A 20,041-nucleotide genomic window follows, 5' to 3' on the forward strand; every position below is an offset into this window, starting at 1 on the left:
TCAGTCGCCGATTACTCGCCGCGGGTAGCGTTGCGGCTTCAGCTGATTTTCTTCGGCTGCGTCAGCTTGTCGATCTCGCGGACCGGCTCTTCCTCTACCGGCGTGTCTGCCTTCAGATCGGTCAGCGCGGCACCCGCTTCCACCGTCTTGAGCGCAGCCAGCGCTTCGCGGAACTTGCGCAGATCGGCACCCGACAGCTGTGCCCGCGTCACGAATTTGACCGATGCGGGGTTCACTGCGCGGCCATTGCGGTACATTTCGTAATGGAGGTGCGGACCAGTCGAGAGACCGGTTGAGCCGACATAACCAATCACCTGCCCGCGGCGCACAGATTGACCCGCGCGAACAGCCACGCGGCTCATATGGCAATAACGCGTCGACAGTCCGCCGCCGTGGTCGAGACGTACGGCATTGCCGCACCCGCCCATCCGGCCTGCGCCAGAAACGCGGGCATCGGTAACGGCCACGATCGGGGTTCCGCTGCCAGCACGGAAATCGAGTCCGGAATGCATGCGGCGATAACCAAGGATCGGATGGCGGCGCATGCCGAAACGCGAACTGATCGGGCCGGGCACAGGGGCAATCAGCCCGTTGCGCTGCTCGCCAACGCCCGATGCCTCGTAAAAACGTCCGTCATCGCCCCAGCGCATCAATTGTGTCTTGGCCTGACCCCCGCGGTCGACACCGGCATACAGCAGCTTGCCTGCCTGACGCTCGCCGGTCGCTGCTCGGCGGTGAGCAATGATGATGTCGAATGTGTCGGTCGAGCGGACTGAACGATCAAGGTCGATCTGGTCACCCAGTGCGGAAAGATATTGCTGAACCGCGCTTGCAGGCGCACCCGCAGCACGCGCCGAGCGGTACAGGCTGGCACCCACTTTGCCGCGAATACGCAGCGGGGTATCGTCGACCTGGATGGGGATGCGTTTCAGGGATAGGTTTCCGTCCACCCGGTCGATCTGCAGCGCAAGGTCGAAACGCGCGCGGAAATTGATGGCGTCAAGCGGCCTCGCCTCGCCCGGTGCGGGTCTGCGGCCCAACGTTATGTCTACCTGAGTGCCGGATTCGATATCACTGAGCGGGATGGAACGAGCGATCAATTCGCTGACGCGCTGCGCATCGGACGAACCGACGCCCGCGCGCTGCAGCATGCGGCCGAAACTGTCGCCCCGCGCCAGCGTCGCCACGAAGTCCAGACTTGGCCGTTCGGGTGCACTCGCCAGTTCCACCACGGCGGGGGTCGCACCCATATGGCGGCCAGAATCCGCGCCAAGCGCCAAGGGCATAATCATCTGGCTGCGGAATTCGTCGCGCACGGTCTCATCGATTTCCATTGCCGGTGCTGCTTCGAGCGGGGAGAAGTCGGGCCACATCGCCAGAGCCACTGCAGACAAGGCGATCATTGTCCCAAGTCCGCGGAACCAGCGGCCACTGCCAATCGATTCCGCAAGGTCAGGCGCAAGATCGAGTTTTTCGAGTTTTTCCGAAGCGGAGAAACGCCATTCGTCGAACCGTTCCGCAAGGCTACCCGCACGCTGGATTATTTGCGGCCGCTCGTCATCGACAATCTGCGCATGGGTAAGCGCGACGGTGCGCCACTGCCCATCGTCGAAACTTGCAGCGGCATCATCGCTGCCGGCCGCATCGGCCTGTCCATTTTTGCGCGGATTGAACAACGCGCTCTCCTGCTGCGGGCGCACGAAAATTCGAATACCCCGACCCGTGCACGCCTGATTGCCGATTTTCCTGCCAATTTAAAGTTAATACCGATTTAAGATACGGTAATCGGGCGTATCTTCGCGGCAGGCTGTTGATCCGGGCAGGTCGGTGGTTGTCGCAGAGGCGCTTGGGTGCCACATTCGGACGGTGAATTCCCGAAATCCTCGCCATTCCAATATCAAGGCCGTGCTCGGCCCGACCAACACGGGCAAAACGCATCTGGCGATTGAGCGTATGTGCGCGCACTCAAGCGGCGCTATGGGCTTCCCTCTGCGTCTGCTCGCGCGGGAAGTTTATGACCGGGTCGTCGCCATCAAAGGCGAAAAACAGGTTGCGCTAATCACCGGAGAGGAGCGGATCGAACCTCCAAATGCCCGGTATTTCCTGTGCACGGCGGAGGCCATGCCCAAGACACAGGGCGGGCCCAATGGCGAATTGGCATTTGTCGCGCTGGACGAGGCGCAATTGGCTGCGAACCGGGAGCGCGGACATATCTTTACCGACCATTTGCTCCACACCCGTGGTCGCGAGGAAACCATGCTGCTGGGCGCCGCAACGCTGGAGCCGCTGGTGCGGACCTTGCTGCCCGGTGCGGAAATCGTCGAGCGGCCGCGCTTTTCCACCCTGACGCATATCGGCCCGCGCAAATTGTCCCGCCTGCCCCCCAGAAGCGCCATTGTCGCCTTTTCTGCCGAGCAGGTTTACGCCGTCGCTGAAATGCTTCGCCGGTTTCGTGGGGGTTCGGCAGTCGTCATGGGAGCGCTCAGCCCGGAGACCCGCAACCGCCAGGTCGAACTGTTTCAGTCCGGAGAGGTCGATTACATCGTCGCCACCGATGCGATCGGAATGGGCCTTAACCTCGACATCAATCACGTTGCTTTCGCTTCGCTGCGCAAATTCGACGGAGTGCGGCAACGGCGACTGTTCCCCGCTGAAATGGCCCAGATTGCCGGGCGCGCAGGCCGGCATCAGCGCGACGGCACATTTGGCACGCTTTCGGGCACCGGCGGCACTCGAGATAAAGGCATCGAACCGGCAGAGTTCAGCGAGGAGGAGATCTACGCGATCGAGGAGCACCGCTTTGCTCCGCTAACCCATCTGCTGTGGCGCGATTCTCAGCCCCGGTTCGACACGTTGGGAACGCTGATCGCAGATCTGGAGCGCAACCCCCACGAACCAGAACTGAGGGCGATGCCGGAAACCATCGATCTCGCTGTTCTGAAGCGTCTGGCGGACGATGCCATCGGCAGGGACGTCAAGGGGCCAGCGCAAATCCGCAGATTTTGGGAAGTTTGTTCGCTGCCTGACTTCCGCCAGCAAGGTGCGGAGACGCATTCGCGTTTCGTGGCGCGCCTGTGGCAGGATTTGCGTGACGGGTATCTCGGCGCTGATTACGCAGCCGCGCGGATTGCGGAACTGGACAATATGCAGGGCGACATTCACACCCTGCAAGGCAGGATCGCAGCGATCCGAAGCTGGGCCTATATCTGCCAGAGGCCGGATTGGGTATTGGCACGCGATGAAATGGCTGCTCGCGCACGGGCGGTGGAAGCCAAGCTGTCCGATGCGCTACATGGCCGCCTGACCGAGAGATTTGTAAACAGAAGGACTGCATTGTTGATGAAAAGCCTGGGCCAGGATGCCTCGATCTTGCCGGTAACGCTGGCCGAAGACGGAAATCTGCTGGTGGAGGACGAATCCATCGGCACCGTCACCGGTTTTCGCTTCACGGTAGACCCTTCTGCTGATCACACTGACCGCAAGATGCTGCTGGCAGCTGGCGAAAAGGCCTTGCCGCGCATTCTTGGAGAGCGGGCACGCACACTGGCTGCGGGAACCATGGACGAACTCGTTCTCGAAAAAGGGGCGATCCGATGGCTGGGCCAGACCCTCGCCTCGATCGAATTTGGCGGAGGTGCCGCACGCCCGGTACTCACGCCAGCACGCGAACTCGCGATCCTGACCGATCCTGACAAGGGCGCGCTGATGGAGGCGCTGGAGCGGTGGCTGACGGCGAAGCTTGAGCCAATCGCCCCGCTGGCGAAAATGGAACAGGCGACGCGCGACGCCGGCGCAGGTTCCGAGGCCCGCGCTTTGTTGCTGACCCTGATTGCTGGGCATGGGTATGTTTCACGTGAAAAAGCCGGGCTTCAACATTTGCCGAAGGAAATGAGACCGTTCCTGCGCCGTCTTGGTGTCACGTTCGGCGCGCTCGACATTTTTGCGCCTGCACTGCTTAAACCCGCGCCGCGGCAATTGCTCAAGGCGGCAGGGCTTGATCGAAGGCCTCTGCAGCCGGCCATGATCCCCGTCATTGCGGGCGAAGGGAAGCTGCCTTCCGGATACCGCCCGGCGGGCAAACAATTCGTCCGGATCGATGTCGCCGAGAAAATTCTCAAGGCCGCGCATGAAGTACGCGCCAAATTCGGCAAGAAACGATTTGCGATTGATCCCTCGCTCGCAATCTCGACTGGCCTAACCGCCGACAGCTTCAAACGGCTGCTGGGCGCAGCAGGTTTTCGCATCCATCCGGCAAAGCAGCTTGGCGAAGGGCAGTTTGGCCCGCCCCGCCCCGATGGCTGGGAATGGCGCCCGTCGCGCAAGAAGGAACAGCGACAGCAGCCGCAGGCTCCTCGCGAAGGCAACGCCTTTGCAGAACTGGCCAAGCTGGTTCGGTAGCGGGCGCGAATGCGGATCGATCGGCTGCTTTGCTGTTTGCGTTTCGTGAAAACGCGCAGTCAGGCACACGCCTTGGTCGATCAGGGGCACATCCGGTGCAACAGCCGCCGCGTGACCCGGGCCAGCCATGCTGTTTCGGTTGGCGATGTCCTGACTTTGCCGATCGGAGACCGCATCGAGATCGCCGAAATTACCTGCCTGCCCACACGGCGAGGGCCACCCGCAGAGGCGCAAGCTTGCTATCACCTGCTTGACCCACGCGGCTAGCGTGCCATAGCAGGGCCAAAGCGTTACAGGATAGAAGGACCGCGCAGATATGACCTATGTCGTCACCGAAGCGTGCATCAAATGCAAATACACCGATTGTGTCGAAGTGTGTCCGGTGGACTGTTTCTACGAAGGTGAAAACATGCTGGTCATCAACCCCAGCGAATGCATCGATTGCGGTGTGTGCGAACCTGAATGCCCGGCCGAAGCGATCTTGCCCGATACCGAAGACGGCTTGGAAAAAACGCTCGAGCTTAACACAAAATATTCCGCTGAATGGCCAAACATCACCAGCCAGAAAGAACCGCCGGCCGACGCCGACGACTACAAGGGCATGGAAGGCAAGCTGGAGAAATTCTTCTCCCCCGAGCCAGGCGAAGGCGACTAGAACAGACCACCTAAACCCGCAAAGTTGCGCCTCGATCCCAGCCGGGTCGGGGCCGTTTGCGTTGCCAATCAATACCGACTCGCAATTTTGTTGCGATTGTGTTATATAATAGTGCAACCACCCCGGTTTGGTCCCGGCGGAAGGTGTGAATCTGGAAAGGCTTTCGACCACTTTTGACAGCGCAGCCCGGCACGGGTCGTATCATGCGATACGGCCGCAGGGAATTTTGACTGCCAGAAGTTACGAAGGCCGCAGGAAAGGACTTTTTATGGCAGCCAAGGCTCTCGCCTTCGATGTCGGCGATTATGTCGTCTACCCAAAGCACGGTGTCGGCCGTGTTACTGAAATTCAAAATGAAGAAATCGCCGGCATGGCGCTGGAACTGTATGTTCTGCGCTTCGAGAAAGAGCGGATGACTCTGCGCGTTCCGACCAACAAGGTCGAAGCGATCGGCATGCGCAAACTGTCCAGCGACAAAACGCTGAAAGAGGCGATGGAAACGCTCAAGGGCAAGCCCAAGGTCAAGCGCACCATGTGGAGCCGCCGTGCACAGGAATACGAAGCGAAGATCAATTCGGGCGACCTCGTGTCGATCGCCGAAGTGACACGCGACCTGTTCCGTCCGGAAGATCAGCCCGAGCAGAGCTATTCCGAGCGGCAGATTTTCGAAGCAGCCTCGAGCCGACTGGCCCGGGAACTCGCTGCCATGGAGAAGACCGACGAGCCGACCGCGCTCGAAAAAATTCTCGATGTCCTGCGCGAGCATGCGCCGCAATATTACGATAACGACGACGACGAAAGCTGATCGACCAGCGGTCAATCGCAATCGACAAGGGCCGTCCGAAAGGGCGGCCCTTTTGCGTTCCGGGCTTGCGACATGCCCTCTGCTGTATTATATCACCAACACAGATAAGAGGAGCGGAATATGCTGCAGAAATTGGTGAAGCGACTGGTGCCCGCAGTGGCAGTTGCGATGTCGGTCGGCCTTGCAGGGTGCGATGGCATGAATATTCAGATCAACGATGTCGACGGCGTGCCGTTGGCGGAACTCGACATGTCCGGCGATGCCCCGACCGAAATCGTTCTGGCTGGCCCGGATACCGTTATCATTAGCGAGGGCGACACGCTGGACATCGCGGTGGACGGCGCAGCCGATGCATCTGATGCACTTCGCTTCTCACTTGAAGACGGAACCCTGGGCATCGCACGCGAAAAAGACAGCTGGAAAGATGGCGGAACCGCGACCATCCGGGTGACCATGCCAGCCCCCGAGGCAATCGTCCTTGCCGGTTCGGGCACTCTCGAAGCAAATGCCTTGGCCAAGGATGCCGGCGTGACAATCGCGGGTAGCGGGAAGGCAAGCACAACCGGCATCGCAGCCGACACACTGGATGTAACAGTGGCCGGTTCTGGCACCTATACCGCCGCAGGTACGGTGGACCGTCTCGAAGTCACAATCGCCGGATCGGGCAGCGCCGCAATGTCCGAGTTGAAGGCCGGCCGCGCCGAGATAACGATCGCCGGATCAGGCGATGCAGACTTCGCATCTGACGGTGATGTCGAGGCAAAGATCGTCGGATCGGGCGATGTAACCGTAACCGGCAATGCGACCTGCACAGTCAGTTCAATGGGATCGGGCAAGGTTAAGTGCCAGACCGTGAACAAGGAAAACGAAAACTGATATTGCCGCCACCCGTCATCGACGGGACATGATCACGGGGCTATGCTGCCGGGGAAAGGACCTTCGATGTCTATGATCCCCAGCCGCATGGCCCCTTTTCTTTTGATCCTAGCAGGCACTGCGTTGTCCGGATGCGTGGCGAAGACTGCACTCGATGTGGTCACCGCGCCGGTCAAGGTCGCCGGAAAAGCGGTGGACCTTGCCACCACCAGCCAGTCTGAGGCCGACGAGAAGCGCGGGCGCGAGTTGCGAAAGCGGGAAGAGAGACTTGGTAAGCTGGAGCGGCGCTATGCAGACCAGATCGACGATTGCCGCGGCGGCGACGAAGATGCGTGCGAAAAAGCGCGCGAATCCTATGATGAAATGCAGGCGATAATCCCGACGATCCCTGCCGAGCCGGATCCCCGTACCTAATACATGAGATCACGCGGCCAGGTCAGGCCGAAGCGCGGCGCAGCCGGTCATTGATGGCTTTGCCGATCCCCTTTTCTGCTATCGGAGCGAAGGCAATGTGGGACTTGGCTGACGCAGCAGCCAGATGAAGCGCGGCATAAAGCCCTGCTGCCGCCTCCTCCAGATTACCCGAGGCCGATAAATTCACATCGCACGGCATTTCGCCAAGGCCGATCATGAATTCATCAGGCCGCGGCTGCGTGACATTCAGCCTGACAGGTTTACCCGGGGCGTAATGACTGGTCAGCTGGCCGGGTGCCTCGATCGACCCCTGTCCGGTCCCGCGCCGCATTTCTTCGCCAAACACATCATCATGCAATTGGGCAAGATCGATCGGCCCGGGGCGCAATTCATCCCAACTGCCATCGGGCCGGATAGCCAGAATGGTCGATTCCAGACCGTTCTCGCAAGGAATGCCGCCGTCGAGCACCAGATCGATCTTACCATCCAGCGATTCGAGCACATGCTGCGCGGTGGTCGGGCTGATAAATCCGCTGCGATTGGCGCTTGGCGCGGCGAGCGGGAAATCGAGCAGATCCAGCAATTGCCGCATAACCGGGTGCGCCGGAGCGCGCAGCGCAGCGGTTGGCAAGCCCGCCGTAACCGCAGGCGCAAGGTCGGCATCTTCGCGAAGCGGCAGAACAAGCGTCAAAGGGCCGGGCCAGGCTTTGTCGGCCACGCGGTGTGCAGCTTCCGAGAAATTGACATAGCGCGCCGCCTGTTCGGCATCCCGCACATGGACAATCAGCGGGTTGAAACCGGGTCGTCCCTTCGCCCGGTAAATGCGTTCCACTGCCTCCGCCGAATCCGCGCGCGCGGCAAGACCGTAAACCGTTTCGGTGGGAACTGCGACCAAGCCGCCTGCACGCAGAGTTTCAGCCGCCAAAGATATTCCCTCGGCGTCAGCGGTAATCAATTGTGTTGCGTTCTTGTCGCGCATCACCAGCCGCTATAGGTGAGGGCACCAATTTGCCAAGGGGATCGACTCCCCCGCCAAAGATCGAAGGACGCAAAAGTGACACCTTTTACACCGCCCACCCAGGACCAGCTGCTCGCGATCAAGGTCAATGCCGGTATCGGCGAGCTGTCGCAGAGCGAACGCTTCGCCGCTGCAGAGCCGGATATGGTTGAAGCGATCGTCGAAGGCGTGGGTGCTTTTGCCACAGGCGAATTCGCGCCCTTGAACCGCATTGGTGACCTTGAAGGCGCAAAACTGGAAAACGGCGTGGTCCGCCTGCCGGATGGGTTCGAGGCAGCCTATCAGCAATATGTCGAGCAAGGCTGGAATGCGATTGCCTCGCCCGAGGAATTCGGCGGTCAGGGCCTGCCCTTCACCCTCGCCTGCAACGTGATCGAAAATCTCGGCGCGGCGAACATGGCGTTTACGCTGCTCCCGATGTTGTCGGTCGGCGCAATCGAGGCGATCGAGCACCACGGCAGCGATGCCCAGAAATCCAAATACATGCCGAAACTGGTAAGCGGCGAATGGTCGGGTACGATGAACCTGACCGAACCGCAGGCTGGCAGCGATGTCGGCGCCCTTCGCGCCACCGCGACCCCGATCGAGGATGGCGAACACGCCGGGAAATATCTGATCCAGGGCCAGAAGATCTATATCACCTGGGGCGAACACGACCTGTCGAAGAACATCGTCCATCTGGTGCTGGCCCGCCTGCCCGGCGCCCCTGAGGGGAGCCGGGGAATTTCGCTGTTCCTCGTCCCGAAATACCATGTGGGCGAAGATGGCTCGCTCGGCGCGCGCAACGACGTTCGCTGTGTCAGCATTGAACACAAGCTGGGCATCAACGCGTCGCCAACCTGCGTGATGTCTTATGGCGACAATGGCCAATGCATCGGCGAATTGATCGGGGCGGAGAACCGCGGTCTGGCGGCAATGTTCACGATGATGAACAACGCCCGCATCAATGTCGGCAGCCAAGGCGTGCAAATCGCGGAACGAGCGTTGCAGCAAGCGCTGTATTACGCATCCGACCGGGTGCAATCGGCCCGCGCCGGAGCGCCTGACCGCACCCCTGTTGCCATTTCCGAGCACCCGGACGTGCGGCGGATGCTTCTGCGAATGAAATCGCTGACCGAAGCGATGCGGGCGCTGCTCTATTACACCACGGGACAGGTCGATCGCGGCACGCTGGGCGATACGGCTGCCGGTGCACGCGGCGATGTACTGGTCCCGATGATCAAGGCGTGGGGCACCGACACCGGGATCGACGTAACCAGCATCGGCATCCAGATTCACGGGGGAATGGGCTTTGTCGAAGAAACCGGCGCCGCCCAGCATTACCGCGACGCGCGCATTGCGCCGATTTACGAAGGCACAAACGGCATTCAGGCAGCCGATCTGGTGACCCGCAAGCTGGGTCTCGAAAACGGCGAAGTATATGCTGCGCTGATGGCCGACATCGCAAGAGATGCGGCGGAAGAGCCCGCTCTGTTCGCTCTTGCCGGGGATTGCGCAGCAATTGCGACCTGGATGCGAGACGAAGCATCGCTGGATGACAAGCTGGCTGGCAGCGTCCCTTTTTGCACAATGTCGGCCGTCGCAGTCGCCGGATGGCAGATGCTGCTGCAGAAACGCGCTGTTGAGGGCGGAGAAGCCCCCTCGCTCGCAGCCGTTAAACCGGTTACGACCCGCTATTTTCTCGATCATGTAGTGCCCGAGGCGGCAGGCTTGAAAGCGGCTGCAACCGCCGGTTCTGCGCTGCTCTATGAACTGACAGCAGAACAGCTGGCGGGGTAATCGCGGTGGACGGGGCCACGGAGGAGCTGAGGCGCATTGCCGATGCGCTTGCCCGGCTGGCAGGTTCCGCATCTGGCCCCCAAACGGACTGGATGGCCAGCCCGGCCTATGTCTGGGACGGTGCGGCTGCACTGGGTGTGGCCGCGATAGAGGCGCCGGCGCTGGCTTTGCTCAAAGGGATCGACCAGCAAAAGTCATCCGTGACCCGCAACGTCGAACGGCTCTCGCATGGGCATGCGGCGCACGACTTGCTGCTGTGGGGCGCAAGAGGTATGGGTAAATCCGCTCTGATCCGCTCCGCAGTGCGCGAGGCGCAGGCAGCCCGGCCTGGCTCGATTGCGCTGGTTCAGGTTTCCCCTGACGCGGTCGAACACCTGCCCGCTCTTTTCCGCCAATTGCGCACCGTTGAGCGCAATTTTCTGCTGTTCATCGATGATCTCGGCTTTGCTGAAGGGGACGCTGCCAGCCCGCGCCAAATACGCAGCTGGCTGGAAGGCGGCGTTGATGCCCGGCCCGGCAATGTCCGGCTGGCAGTCACATCCAATCACCGCGCAATCGTGCCGCGTAGCTCCAGTGAACAGAACGACCCGCTAAACCCGCGCGATGCCGTTGACGATACGTTGGCCCTTGCCGACCGGTTCGGGCTTTCGCTCGGCTTCCATAATTGCACGCAGGACGTCTATCTCGACATCGTTGGCGGATATGCCGACCGATTTGGATTGGCGTGGGACCGGGCCGAAGCGCTCGAATGGTCGAAACGCCGCGGCACTCGGTCAGGCCGCACCGCTTGGCAATTCATCACCGAACTTGCCGGACGGGCGGGCATACAACTGACCCGCTAGTCCGGCTTGCGGTCAGTTACCGGTCATCGGGACTTCGCGCGCGAAATCTTCCCTGAACGCCGCGCTGGGATCACCGCGCAATTCTCTTTGAGGGCGAAGCGAACCGGAATTGATCCGCTCGGGAGCAGCGCCCGCTTCCGCGCCTGGTGCAACAACCCGCCAAATGATCCCCGCAGTATCGTCGCTAACCAGCAGCGAACCATCCTGCGCCCATTCGACCCAGGTCGGCCGGCCGCGCGTTGTGCCTTCGCCTGTCAGGAAATTGGTCAGCACCGGAACCGGCTTGCCTTCGGGATTGCCGCGCGCATCGAACGCAACATAGACAACGTCGTAACCCGATGCAGGTTTGCGGTTCCAAGATCCGTGCCGAGCGATGAATGCACCCTGCCCGAAATCGCTGCCCATGCGGTGCCCTTCCTTGGTGAACACCATGCCGAGCGCGGCAACGTGCGGGCCAAGCGCATAGACTGGCCGGCGAGCATATTCCTGCAGGTAGGCAGGCATGGGCGCTTCGACACGATCGTCGAAATTGTCGCGGTAATAGATCCATGGCCAGCCATACTGCACGCCAACAGGCACGTTAGTCAGATAATCCGGGACGAGGTCGCTGCCGAGCATGTCGCGCTCATTCACTGTGGTCCACAGCTCTCCGCTCCACGGGTTCCAGTCGAGCCCATTGGGATTGCGCAGGCCCGAACCGAATATCCGCGCGCGTTCCTTGGTAAGATCATATTCCCAGATCGCCGCACGGCCTTCTTCGACCTCCATGCCTTTCTCGCCGATATTGGAAACCGAACCGACCGCGACGTAAATCCGTTTTCCATCGGGGCTCATCTCGATATTGCGCATCCAGTGGCCGCCGCCGGGCGGCAGATCCATCAGCTTTTTCGCCTGGCCGGTTACTGCGGTATCGCCGAGAGCATAGGGAAATGCGAGCAGCGCATTGTGATTGGCGATGTAAAGCGTGTCTTCTGCCCATGCGATGCCCGAAGGGGATTCGAGTGCGTCAGTCAGGACAATGCGTTCATCGGAAACACCGTCCGCGTTGTTATCCCGCAAGAGAACCAGCTCGTCGGCCGATTCGCCCGTCGCACCGGCGCGTGACATAAGCAGGTCAGCGATCCACGCTGTGATACCGCCACCATCGCCGTTCGAAGGCGCACGGGTCAAAGTGACCAGCACATCGCCATTGGGCAGAGTGTGCAGAACCCTCGGATGATCCAGACCTTCGGCAAAGCGTTTGACTTCAAGACCGCTGGCGGCGGCAGGTGTCTCTCCCTCTTTCCAGCCCACTGGCTTGGCAATGTTGACCGTGGGAATGGCCTCAGCCTCAGCCTCCTGAAGGGTAGGGTCGGTCCCGGCGACATCTTCTACCGAAAGGTCGGCCGTGTCGCCGCGTGTCAGCCAGAAAAGTAGCGCCGCAATCGCGGCCAATACGACGATGATCCAGATCAGGACTTTGCGCTTTGTGCTCATGGGATAGAGGAATAGTCCGACTTCCTCCTTGCGGCAATGGCGCATCGGCCTAGATGGGGGCGATGTTCGATTTCACTCCTGATCGCTCCGGCACTGAAACGCTGAGCAAGCCTGAACTTTACCGGCAACTGGCGAGCGCCGCCGACGCGCTGACCAGCGGCGAGCCTGATGGCGTGGCCAATATGGCCAATGTCGCCGCGCTGATGTGGGAATTCATCCCTACGCTCAACTGGGCGGGATTTTACCGGGTAATTGACGGCGAGTTGGTACTTGGCCCGTTTGTCGGGCGCCCGGCCTGCATCAGGATACCCTTTGGCCAAGGGGTCTGCGGCACCGCCGCCAGCACTGGCGAGACGCAGTTGGTGGAAGATGTTCATGCATTCCCCGGGCACATTGCGTGCGACGCAGCCAGCCAGTCCGAACTGGTGGTGCCGATATTGAAGGACGGCACCGTCGTTGCGGTGATCGATCTCGACAGCCCTGAGACCGGCCGCTTCGACGATGAGGATGCAACGGGAATTGAAGCGCTCGCAAAGCTGCTGTCCTGCGCAATCTAAGCTTTCTTTCCAGAACGGACTAATCGCCCCGAAACGGGACACGCACACGCCGGCCCATGGCTCCGGCGGCTTACGATGGTATATTTTCCCTTAATTTCTCGAGAATCAGCATATTCTCGAGCTACATTTTCCAAGGGGGAAAGCCATGACAACCCGTACCATCGTTTCACTCGGAGCCGCCACCAGCGCACTGTTCGCAGCCGCACCTTTGGCGGCGCAGGACATGACCTATGGCGGCGGGTATGAATATGCCCAGCCGGTACCCGCAGCCGCATCGGCACCCTCCCCTGTCCCGGCGCCTGAGGTGGTTTTTCGTCAGGAACCCGTAGTTCAGCCGATCCCCGTACCTGCCGCGCCGACAGGCTATGCAGAGGCAGATTACGGTGCCGACTACGAAGTGGAAGATATCGAGGTTGAATACAGCGCGCCTGCCATGGCCCCAGGCGGGTATCCGGTCCAATATGCAGGCCCACATCACGGCGGCCATCGCGCTATCGCGCACCCTGGTCCGCAACATCCGGGAGCATACCCACAGCACGCCCAATTCGATCACGCCGCCTGGCTGGAAGAATGCGAAGCGCGTTATGCAGATGCAAATGATGATGGCAACGGCGGGTTGATCGGCGGTATCCTTGGCGCCGCAGCAGGTGGACTGATCGGAAACCGCGTCGCCGATTCAGAACGACTCGCGGGCACTCTCATCGGTGCCGGGGTCGGCGGACTGGCCGGTCTGGCAATCGGATCCGCAATCAGCGCCGCCGGCAAGGACCGGAAGCGCGGCGATGCCGCCGAATATTGCGAAAACTGGCTGAACCGGCACCTCGGCGGTTATTATCCGCAGGGCTATTACCCGCATTATTACCAGCAACAATACATTCTGGTGCCCTACACTGTGGCTGTGCCGCAGCGGGCAGTCGTTCGCGAGTATGTGACAGAAGAATATGTCGACGTACCTGTCACGACGTATGAGCGCGTTCCGGCCAAGCGCCATATCAAGGCACGGCCTGCTCCAAAGCCGGTGAAGCAAGCACCGGTAAAGCGCGTCAAATCAATGAAGGGCAAGTAACCGCGCTTTCGCGCATCGATCAAATCAAAACGCCGCCGGCCCATACAGGCTTGGCGGCGTTTACTTTTGTACCGATCAAATTTATTGCGGATTTACACGTCCACCCTGACAAATTGCGCGGCGCAACTTTTCAGGCAATGCTCAATTCACGGGTAAAGCCAGAACCTCCGAATGGCTAAGTGCTTGAGATACTTAAATATCTCCGCCCGTTAGGCGCTGGCATATCAGATCGAGCTGATCCAGTGTTCTGTAGCGGATGGTGACCGTTCCAGAACGCGGATCGGTGTCGGTTTTGATCTTTACCGACAGGCCAAGGAATTCCTCAAGATGGCTTTGCACCGCAGCAATGTCGGCATCTTTCGCCGGGTCGCGCGACGGGCGCGCCTGCCTGCGGGCGGTTTCACTACCCTCGCCGCTATTTTTGGCGAGCTTTTCAACTTCGCGCACTGACAATTTTTTGGAAACGGCGCGCCTTGCCAGGTCGCCCGCGTGCTCATGGCCAATCAATGCCCTCGCATGACCCATTGAGAGGCTGCCTTCCTCCACCAGATCAAGCACATCGCCCGGCAAACCCAGCAAACGCTGAATGTTCGCAACGTGGCTGCGCGATTTGTCGACCAGCTTGGCGATTTCGGCCTGAGTCATGTCTTGGTGTTCGGCCAGTCGCTGGTAAGCCCGCGCCTCTTCAACAGGATTGAGATCTTCGCGTTGCAGGTTTTCGATCAACGCGATCGCCATAACGTCAGCTTCGTCCAGATCGCGGACAATTGCCGGAATTTCGTGCAATTGCGCCCTTTGGGCAGCCCTCCAGCGCCGTTCGCCGGCTACGAGACGGTATTTGTCGTTTCCTAGCGGAGTGACAATGATCGGCTGAATAACACCGCGCACCGCGATAGACGCGGCCAGTTCCGAAAGTGCGTTATCATCGAAACGCGTGCGAGGCTGGCCAGGCAGCGGCTCAATTGCCGCAACAGAGACTGAAGAGAGACCGGAAGCAGGGCTAGCTGCCATCGTCCCGCCTGCCTGCCCGTTATCAGAACTCTCAGTTTCGCCCTTGCGCGCAAGAGGCTCTTCACGGCGCGTTTCACCCATCAGCGCGCCTAGCCCGCGGCCGAGCTTCTTTTTCTTGTCCTGAGCGCTGCGAGGAGGAATTGTCAGGCGGATCGGGTCGTTCTCCTTGCTCATGCAGCTTTCCTCTTCTCCGGCAGACGTCCGATCAGTTCTCGCGCCAGCGCAATATAGGCGCGGCTTCCTGTGCAGGAATGGTCGTAGACCAACGCAGGCAAACCGTGGCTGGGCGCCTCAGACAGGCGGACATTGCGCGGAATTACCGATTCGAACACAAGATCGCCCAAGCAATCGCGAACATCGTCGGCAACCTGATCGGTCAGCTTGTTACGGCGGTCGAACATGGTGAGCACAATGCCGATAATGCCCAAGTCGGGATTAAACCGCTGCTGAACCCGCTCGACCGTCAAAAGCAGCTGGCTAAGCCCCTCCAGCGCAAAGAATTCGCATTGAAGCGGGACCATCAACGTGTCTGCGGCGCCGAGCGCGTTGAGGGTCAAAAGACCCAGCGAAGGCGGGCAATCGATGAAACAAATGTCGTGGTCGGTATGATTCTCAAGCGCTGCGCTCAAGCGTGCCGTCCTGTCTTCTACAGATACCAGTTCAACCTCTGCACCGCTGAGGTCGACCGTCGCGGGCACCACGTCCAACCCCGGGATATTGCTGGGCATTGTACATTCAGCAAGCGGTAGTTCGTCGACCAGCAGATCGTAGCTGGAACGCGGGCGATCACCGCTTTCGATGCCCATACCGGTAGAAGCATTACCCTGTGGGTCCAGATCGATCAGCAGCGTCTTCCAACCAGTTGCAGCCATTGCTGTGGCGATGTTGATTGCGGTTGTGGTTTTGCCCACCCCACCCTTCTGATTGGCAATGGCGATAGTGATCATATCTTGGTTCGCATCCCTTTCGCGAGTGAGCCGACAAGAATGCCGGCATCATCGTCGGTCAAAGACTGTTCCACGTGAAACAGTTTTCGCGCCTTTTTCGGCAGTGTTTGCAATTCTTGCGCCGCCGACCGCCCTTTGGGCAACACAAATGTGGTTTCGGCTGTGGAGAATCTCGCGGATAAGTCGATCAGCTTGGGCAGCGGAGCGAAGGCCCGGGCCGAGATGACAGATGCTGGGACGCTTTCGACAAGCTCCAGCCTTTTGCCCTCAATCGTGCATTTCGACAGCGCGAGATCCATCCGCATGCGCTCAAGCCAGTCGATCCGTTTGCGCCGCGACTCTACCAGCACCACTGGTCTCTTCGGACGCATGATAGCGATGATCAGGCCGGGCAACCCCGCTCCGGTCCCAAGGTCAAGCCAGATGCCTGTTTCACGTGAAACATGGCTGAGCAATTGAGCGCTGTCGGCGATATGCCGCTGCCACGCGGTCTCCAAGGTCGGCTTCGCAACCAGGTTCTGGGTCTCGTTCTCGAGCTTGAGTGCGGCCACGAACTGATCAAGCCGCTCCATCGCTTCTGCATCGCACAGATCGCTGACAAACTCGCGAGCTTCCGTTTCGGACGTGATCATGCCGCCAATTGCTCCAATCGGCGCGCCTGCACGAGCAATGCAGAAAGCGCTGCCGGAGTGATGCCGGGTACCCTGCCCGCATCGGCGAGAGACTCAGGCTGCGCCGTGGAAAGCCGTTCGATCATCTCATTGGATAAGCCGGGTACGCTTGAATATGGGAAATCACGCGGAAGGCGGACTCTATCACTCGCCCTCAGATCCCGCAGCTCAGCTTCCTGGCGGGCGAGATACGGGGCATAAGCGGCATCTTCAGCAAGCTCTCCAGCGAGCTCGCTCGCCGGATTAAACCCTTCAGGCAGCCAAGGCTCCAGCGACGAAAGGCCGATATCGTTGAACCGAAGCCATTCGGTGAGCGGTTTACGTCCCCCATCCCGCCTTACGGGGAGGTCAGCATCGTGAAGCTCGGTGGCCAGAACCTCACGCTCAAGGCCCGTCGCCCACTCCGCGCGCTGTTCTTCACGCCTCGTGAACCAATCGAGCCGTTCAGGCCCGACGCAACCAGCATCTGCCGCCAACCGGGTCAAACGCGTGGTTGCGTTGTTGGCCCTCAATCTCAGGCGGTACTCAGCTCGTGAGGTCAGCATCCTGTATGGCTCTGTCACGCCGTGCAGCGTCAGATCGTCCACCATCACGGCTATATAGGAGTTCGCGCGGTCCAGCGCCGGTGCTTCTCGGCCCAGAATGTGTGCCGCTGCGTGCATTCCGGCGACCAAACCCTGTGCCGCTGCTTCCTCATAACCTGTCGTGCCATTGATTTGGCCGGCGCAATACAGCCCCGGCATATCGCGCAATTCAAGGCCGCTATTGAGTGCCCGCGGGTCGATATGGTCATATTCCACCGCGTAACCGGGGACGACCATTTCCACGTGAAACAGTCCGTCCATCGCCCTGAGCATGTCGTGCTGCACATCGACGGGCAACGATGTGCTGATCCCGTTGGGATAGACAAGATGTGTGTCGAGACCTTCCGGCTCCAGAAATATCTGGTGGCCATCGCGGTCGCCAAACCGGTGAATCTTGTCTTCGATCGACGGGCAGTATCGCGGCCCTTGCGCATCAATCGCCCCCGAAAACAGCGGCGAGCGATCGAGGTTTGCGCGAATAATATCGTGGCTTTTCTCGTTTGTGCGAGTAATCGCGCAGAATATCTGCGGGTTAATCCGCGTGCCGGTCAGCGGCGACATCGTCCAATGGTCGGCATCTGACGCCTGCTCTGGCAGACCTGCCCAGTCGATCGTTCGGCCGTCCAGGCGGGGCGGCGTACCGGTTTTCAGCCGCGCCATGGGCAGATCCGCACCGCGCATCTGCTCTGCCAGTCGCTGTGCAGAACCCTCCCCGATGCGGCCGCCAGTTAGCCTTTCTTCCCCGCGAAACAACGTTCCGCCGAGGAATGTGCCCGTACAAAGGATAGCCGCCTGCGAATGAAGCTTCGTTCCATCGGCCATTTCAAGCCCCGAAACGCGCCCGCCGTCAAACAGAAGCCCTGCGGCCTCGCCTTCTATAAGGGATAGATCGCCTTGGTGTGTGATCAAGCGATGGACGCATGCCTTGAACAGCTTCCGATCGGCCTGAACTCGCGGGCCCCAGACAGCGCTGCCTTTTGACCGGTTGAGCATCCGGTAATGGATGGCCGCCGCGTCTGCGGCGCGCCCTATGATCCCGTCAAAAGCGTCAACTTCACGGACCAGATGACCCTTGCCGAGGCCGCCAATCGCGGGGTTGCAACTCATCGCACCAATTGCGTCCAAGTCGAAACTGACCAGCCCAACGCGCGCACCCATGCGTGCAGCCACGGCAGCCGCCTCGACCCCGGCGTGTCCGCCGCCGATCACCAGAATTTCGAAATTGTGCATATTCGCCAATTAAGCTGGCAGCTGCACATCGTCAAAGGCTTGTTTGTTTCACGTGGAACGTTGCGAGCGTTTTTAGCCCGAGTGTTTCACGTGGAACACCGTGAGTTCCCCGAAATGCCTATTTACCGATGCAGAACCGGCCAAATAGCGCGTCGAGCATATCTTCCGTCGAAGTTTGGCCAATCAAGCGGTCAAAAGATCGGCGTGCGAGCCGCAATTGTTCACCGATTAACAAAGGGTCGTTCAACCGTGTCGCATCATCGAGCGCGTCATGAGCCTCCGCAATCAGATCCGCTTGTCGCTGGTTGAGCGCAACCGAACCCGGTGCCGGCAAAGCCATCTTTGCATGTTCGACAAGTTTCCGGCGTAAATCGGCGATACCTTCACCGGTTTCGGCAGAAATTCGGAGTTTTGGTGCCTTTTTGCGTACTGATGTGTCGATATCTGCTTTCGCGTCGATTTCCCATGCGCCGTCTGGCCCCTCGCCCTCCGGTCCAAGCCAAAGCGTCAAATCAGCCAATTCTGTCTGGCGCCTGGCACGTTCGATACCGATCATCTCGATCGTATCGTCGCTCTTGAGACGAAGTCCGGCGGTATCGACAAACAGGAACGGTATCCCGGAAAGCGACACAGGTCTTTCGATCACATCCCGCGTAGTCCCTGCTGTCGGGGAAATAATCGCTGCATCGTCATCAAGCAGCGCGTTGAAGAGAGTTGATTTACCGGCATTCGGCGGACCGGCGAGCACAACACGAAACCCCTCGCGAAGCTTCTCGGCACGGGGCCTCTCCAGCCAGTCCGAGAGTTCTGTCACGAAGCCGCGCAGTTGCGCCCCGAATTGCTCGGGCAATTCCGAAACATCGTCTTCGTCGGAAAAATCAAGTGCGGCCTCAACCAGCGCCGACAGTTTGAGCACTGTGCCGCGCCATTCCTCCACCTGTCCCGACAAAGCGCCGCCGACCATCGCCATTGCCGATCGCCGCTGGAGCTCGGTTTCCGCGGCGAGCAGATCGGCAAGCCCTTCTGCCTCTGCCAGATCGATCTTTCCATTCGCAAACGCGCGCCGCGTGAATTCGCCCGGCTGTGCAGGGCGCAGTCCGTCCATTGCTGAAAGCGCGGTCTCCACCCCGGCAATGACCGCCCTGCCCCCGTGCAGATGCAGCTCTGCAATGTCCTCTCCGGTAACGGTGTGCGGGCCAGGAAGCCAAAGCACGAGCGCCTCGTCCAGCGGCAAACCCTTGGCGTCACGCAAAGTCCGGAAACTCGCCCGTCTTTTTTCTGGAAGCGCGCCGGCTAGCTGGACGAGCGCTTGCCCGGCCCCTGCCCCGCTCACCCGGATGACAGCGATACCTGCAGGCGGACTGCCGCTGGAAAGGGCGTAAATTGTCTCCATTTGCGCCCCGCGCCCGGTCAGATCAGTCTTTCTTTGACGGCTTGGATGATGCGCCACTGGCGGCGCTGGCACCTTCGACAAAGTTCTGGAACAGTTTGAAGCCGATCTGGCCCATCGGCGCGAGTTGCTTGGCAAATTGCTGGAGCTGTTCGGGGTTGCTGACACCCTTCATCGCCTTGGACATGGTGTCGACATAAATGTCGTTTGCCTTCGACACGTCGGGCAATCCCATGAAGGTCCGCGCTTCTTCTGGCGAACAATCGATTTCGATCTGGACCTTCATTGCATTTCCTCCGTTGTATGTGTGCCGCTTCCACTG

General features: G+C 60.1%; 19 protein-coding genes. 10 read left to right on the forward strand and 9 right to left on the reverse strand.

Translation table 11 applies throughout. The annotated features are described in order from the left end of the window. Positions 1 to 38 precede the first annotated feature (38 nt). On the reverse strand, positions 39 to 1,676 hold the full coding sequence (locus PO778_RS11210) for a M23 family metallopeptidase (RefSeq protein ID WP_271439688.1): 1,638 nt from the start codon (positions 1,674 to 1,676) through the stop codon (positions 39 to 41). 277 nt (positions 1,677 to 1,953) lie between these two features. Between PO778_RS11210 and PO778_RS11215 the strand changes: the two genes are divergently transcribed. The 6 genes from PO778_RS11215 (at position 1,954) to PO778_RS11240 (ending at position 7,148) form a co-directional block, all read left to right on the forward strand. Beyond that, positions 1,954 to 4,398 (forward strand): helicase-related protein, encoded by a 2,445-nt coding sequence (locus PO778_RS11215; protein ID WP_271440033.1) that lies wholly within the window; start codon positions 1,954 to 1,956, stop codon positions 4,396 to 4,398. Between the two features lie 45 nt (positions 4,399 to 4,443). Continuing rightward, the gene (locus PO778_RS11220) at positions 4,444 to 4,665 is read left to right on the forward strand and encodes a S4 domain-containing protein (RefSeq protein WP_420850002.1); all 222 of its coding nucleotides are present in this window, start codon (positions 4,444 to 4,446) and stop codon (positions 4,663 to 4,665) included. Positions 4,666 to 4,714: 49 nt separating this feature from the next. Then, positions 4,715 to 5,053 carry a ferredoxin FdxA gene (gene fdxA / locus PO778_RS11225; protein WP_160731146.1) on the forward strand — a complete coding sequence of 113 codons (339 nt, stop codon included), beginning with the start codon at positions 4,715 to 4,717 and terminating at the stop codon, positions 5,051 to 5,053. Between the two features lie 268 nt (positions 5,054 to 5,321). Continuing rightward, complete coding sequence (locus tag PO778_RS11230; RefSeq protein ID WP_160731145.1) at positions 5,322 to 5,858, forward strand: CarD family transcriptional regulator; 537 nt, start codon at positions 5,322 to 5,324, stop codon at positions 5,856 to 5,858. A 120-nt stretch (positions 5,859 to 5,978) separates the two neighbouring features. Then, a complete protein-coding gene (locus tag PO778_RS11235) occupies positions 5,979 to 6,734 on the forward strand; it encodes a head GIN domain-containing protein (RefSeq protein WP_235903732.1) in 756 nt (251 codons plus the stop codon). 66 nt (positions 6,735 to 6,800) lie between these two features. Next, positions 6,801 to 7,148, forward strand: coding sequence for a hypothetical protein (locus tag PO778_RS11240; RefSeq protein WP_438944397.1), 348 nt, complete (start codon positions 6,801 to 6,803; stop codon positions 7,146 to 7,148). 22 nt (positions 7,149 to 7,170) lie between these two features. Here PO778_RS11240 and PO778_RS11245 read toward each other — a convergent pair whose 3' ends face one another. Beyond that, complete coding sequence (locus tag PO778_RS11245; RefSeq protein WP_271439689.1) at positions 7,171 to 8,127, reverse strand: L-threonylcarbamoyladenylate synthase; 957 nt, start codon at positions 8,125 to 8,127, stop codon at positions 7,171 to 7,173. A 75-nt stretch (positions 8,128 to 8,202) separates the two neighbouring features. On the opposite strand from PO778_RS11245, the gene PO778_RS11250 reads away from it, so the two are divergent. Next, the gene (locus PO778_RS11250) at positions 8,203 to 9,945 is read left to right on the forward strand and encodes an acyl-CoA dehydrogenase family protein (RefSeq protein WP_271439690.1); all 1,743 of its coding nucleotides are present in this window, start codon (positions 8,203 to 8,205) and stop codon (positions 9,943 to 9,945) included. 5 nt (positions 9,946 to 9,950) lie between these two features. Then, positions 9,951 to 10,787, forward strand: coding sequence for an ATP-binding protein (locus PO778_RS11255; RefSeq protein WP_271439691.1), 837 nt, complete (start codon positions 9,951 to 9,953; stop codon positions 10,785 to 10,787). A gap of 12 nt (positions 10,788 to 10,799) precedes the next feature. Here the strand turns inward: PO778_RS11255 and PO778_RS11260 are convergent, their stop codons facing one another. Beyond that, positions 10,800 to 12,263 (reverse strand): PQQ-dependent sugar dehydrogenase, encoded by a 1,464-nt coding sequence (locus tag PO778_RS11260; protein ID WP_160731142.1) that lies wholly within the window; start codon positions 12,261 to 12,263, stop codon positions 10,800 to 10,802. Between the two features lie 62 nt (positions 12,264 to 12,325). Here PO778_RS11260 and PO778_RS11265 point away from each other — a divergent pair, with 62 nt between their 5' ends. Both PO778_RS11265 and PO778_RS11270 read left to right on the forward strand, forming a co-directional pair. Then, a complete protein-coding gene (locus tag PO778_RS11265; RefSeq protein ID WP_271439692.1) occupies positions 12,326 to 12,820 on the forward strand; it encodes a free L-methionine (R)-S-oxide reductase MsrC in 495 nt (164 codons plus the stop codon). Between the two features lie 145 nt (positions 12,821 to 12,965). Further along, a complete protein-coding gene (locus PO778_RS11270) occupies positions 12,966 to 13,886 on the forward strand; it encodes a glycine zipper 2TM domain-containing protein (protein ID WP_271439693.1) in 921 nt (306 codons plus the stop codon). 192 nt (positions 13,887 to 14,078) lie between these two features. Here the strand turns inward: PO778_RS11270 and PO778_RS11275 are convergent, their stop codons facing one another. The 6 genes from PO778_RS11275 to PO778_RS11300 all read right to left on the reverse strand — a co-directional run bounded on the left by PO778_RS11275 (position 14,079) and on the right by PO778_RS11300 (position 20,005). Continuing rightward, on the reverse strand, positions 14,079 to 15,071 hold the full coding sequence (locus tag PO778_RS11275) for a ParB/RepB/Spo0J family partition protein (protein ID WP_271439694.1): 993 nt from the start codon (positions 15,069 to 15,071) through the stop codon (positions 14,079 to 14,081). Further along, positions 15,068 to 15,844: a ParA family protein gene (locus PO778_RS11280; RefSeq protein ID WP_160731139.1), complete on the reverse strand. Its 777-nt coding sequence runs from the start codon at positions 15,842 to 15,844 to the stop codon at positions 15,068 to 15,070. The genes PO778_RS11275 and PO778_RS11280 overlap by 4 nt, the downstream gene beginning before the upstream one ends. Then, entirely contained in the window at positions 15,841 to 16,476 is a 636-nt protein-coding gene (rsmG, locus tag PO778_RS11285; RefSeq protein WP_271439695.1) for a 16S rRNA (guanine(527)-N(7))-methyltransferase RsmG, read from the reverse strand. Before rsmG ends, PO778_RS11280 begins: the two co-directional genes overlap by 4 nt. Beyond that, positions 16,473 to 18,329 (reverse strand): tRNA uridine-5-carboxymethylaminomethyl(34) synthesis enzyme MnmG, encoded by a 1,857-nt coding sequence (gene mnmG / locus PO778_RS11290; RefSeq protein WP_271439696.1) that lies wholly within the window; start codon positions 18,327 to 18,329, stop codon positions 16,473 to 16,475. Before mnmG ends, rsmG begins: the two co-directional genes overlap by 4 nt. A gap of 118 nt (positions 18,330 to 18,447) precedes the next feature. After that, complete coding sequence (mnmE, locus tag PO778_RS11295) at positions 18,448 to 19,722, reverse strand: tRNA uridine-5-carboxymethylaminomethyl(34) synthesis GTPase MnmE (RefSeq protein ID WP_271439697.1); 1,275 nt, start codon at positions 19,720 to 19,722, stop codon at positions 18,448 to 18,450. A gap of 22 nt (positions 19,723 to 19,744) precedes the next feature. Further along, positions 19,745 to 20,005, reverse strand: coding sequence for a DUF6489 family protein (locus tag PO778_RS11300; RefSeq protein WP_160731135.1), 261 nt, complete (start codon positions 20,003 to 20,005; stop codon positions 19,745 to 19,747). Positions 20,006 to 20,041 lie beyond the last annotated feature (36 nt).

The organism is Pontixanthobacter luteolus (assembly GCF_947494915.1).
Lineage (GTDB): Bacteria > Pseudomonadota > Alphaproteobacteria > Sphingomonadales > Sphingomonadaceae > Pontixanthobacter > Pontixanthobacter luteolus.

Coding starts and splice junctions, on each gene's coding strand:
- PO778_RS11215 (WP_271440033.1), top strand. CDS start 1,954: ATGTGCGCGCACTCAAGCGGCGCTATGGGCTTCCCTCTGCGTCTGCTC.
- fdxA (WP_160731146.1), top strand. CDS start 4,715: ATGACCTATGTCGTCACCGAAGCGTGCATCAAATGCAAATACACCGAT.
- PO778_RS11230 (WP_160731145.1), top strand. CDS start 5,322: ATGGCAGCCAAGGCTCTCGCCTTCGATGTCGGCGATTATGTCGTCTAC.
- PO778_RS11235 (WP_235903732.1), top strand. CDS start 5,979: ATGCTGCAGAAATTGGTGAAGCGACTGGTGCCCGCAGTGGCAGTTGCG.
- PO778_RS11240 (WP_438944397.1), top strand. CDS start 6,801: ATGTCTATGATCCCCAGCCGCATGGCCCCTTTTCTTTTGATCCTAGCA.
- PO778_RS11245 (WP_271439689.1), bottom strand. CDS start 8,127: ATGCGCGACAAGAACGCAACACAATTGATTACCGCTGACGCCGAGGGA.
- PO778_RS11260 (WP_160731142.1), bottom strand. CDS start 12,263: ATGAGCACAAAGCGCAAAGTCCTGATCTGGATCATCGTCGTATTGGCC.
- PO778_RS11265 (WP_271439692.1), top strand. CDS start 12,326: ATGTTCGATTTCACTCCTGATCGCTCCGGCACTGAAACGCTGAGCAAG.
- PO778_RS11270 (WP_271439693.1), top strand. CDS start 12,966: ATGACAACCCGTACCATCGTTTCACTCGGAGCCGCCACCAGCGCACTG.
- PO778_RS11275 (WP_271439694.1), bottom strand. CDS start 15,071: ATGAGCAAGGAGAACGACCCGATCCGCCTGACAATTCCTCCTCGCAGC.
- PO778_RS11280 (WP_160731139.1), bottom strand. CDS start 15,844: ATGATCACTATCGCCATTGCCAATCAGAAGGGTGGGGTGGGCAAAACC.
- rsmG (WP_271439695.1), bottom strand. CDS start 16,476: ATGATCACGTCCGAAACGGAAGCTCGCGAGTTTGTCAGCGATCTGTGC.
- mnmG (WP_271439696.1), bottom strand. CDS start 18,329: ATGCACAATTTCGAAATTCTGGTGATCGGCGGCGGACACGCCGGGGTC.
- mnmE (WP_271439697.1), bottom strand. CDS start 19,722: ATGGAGACAATTTACGCCCTTTCCAGCGGCAGTCCGCCTGCAGGTATC.
- PO778_RS11300 (WP_160731135.1), bottom strand. CDS start 20,005: ATGAAGGTCCAGATCGAAATCGATTGTTCGCCAGAAGAAGCGCGGACC.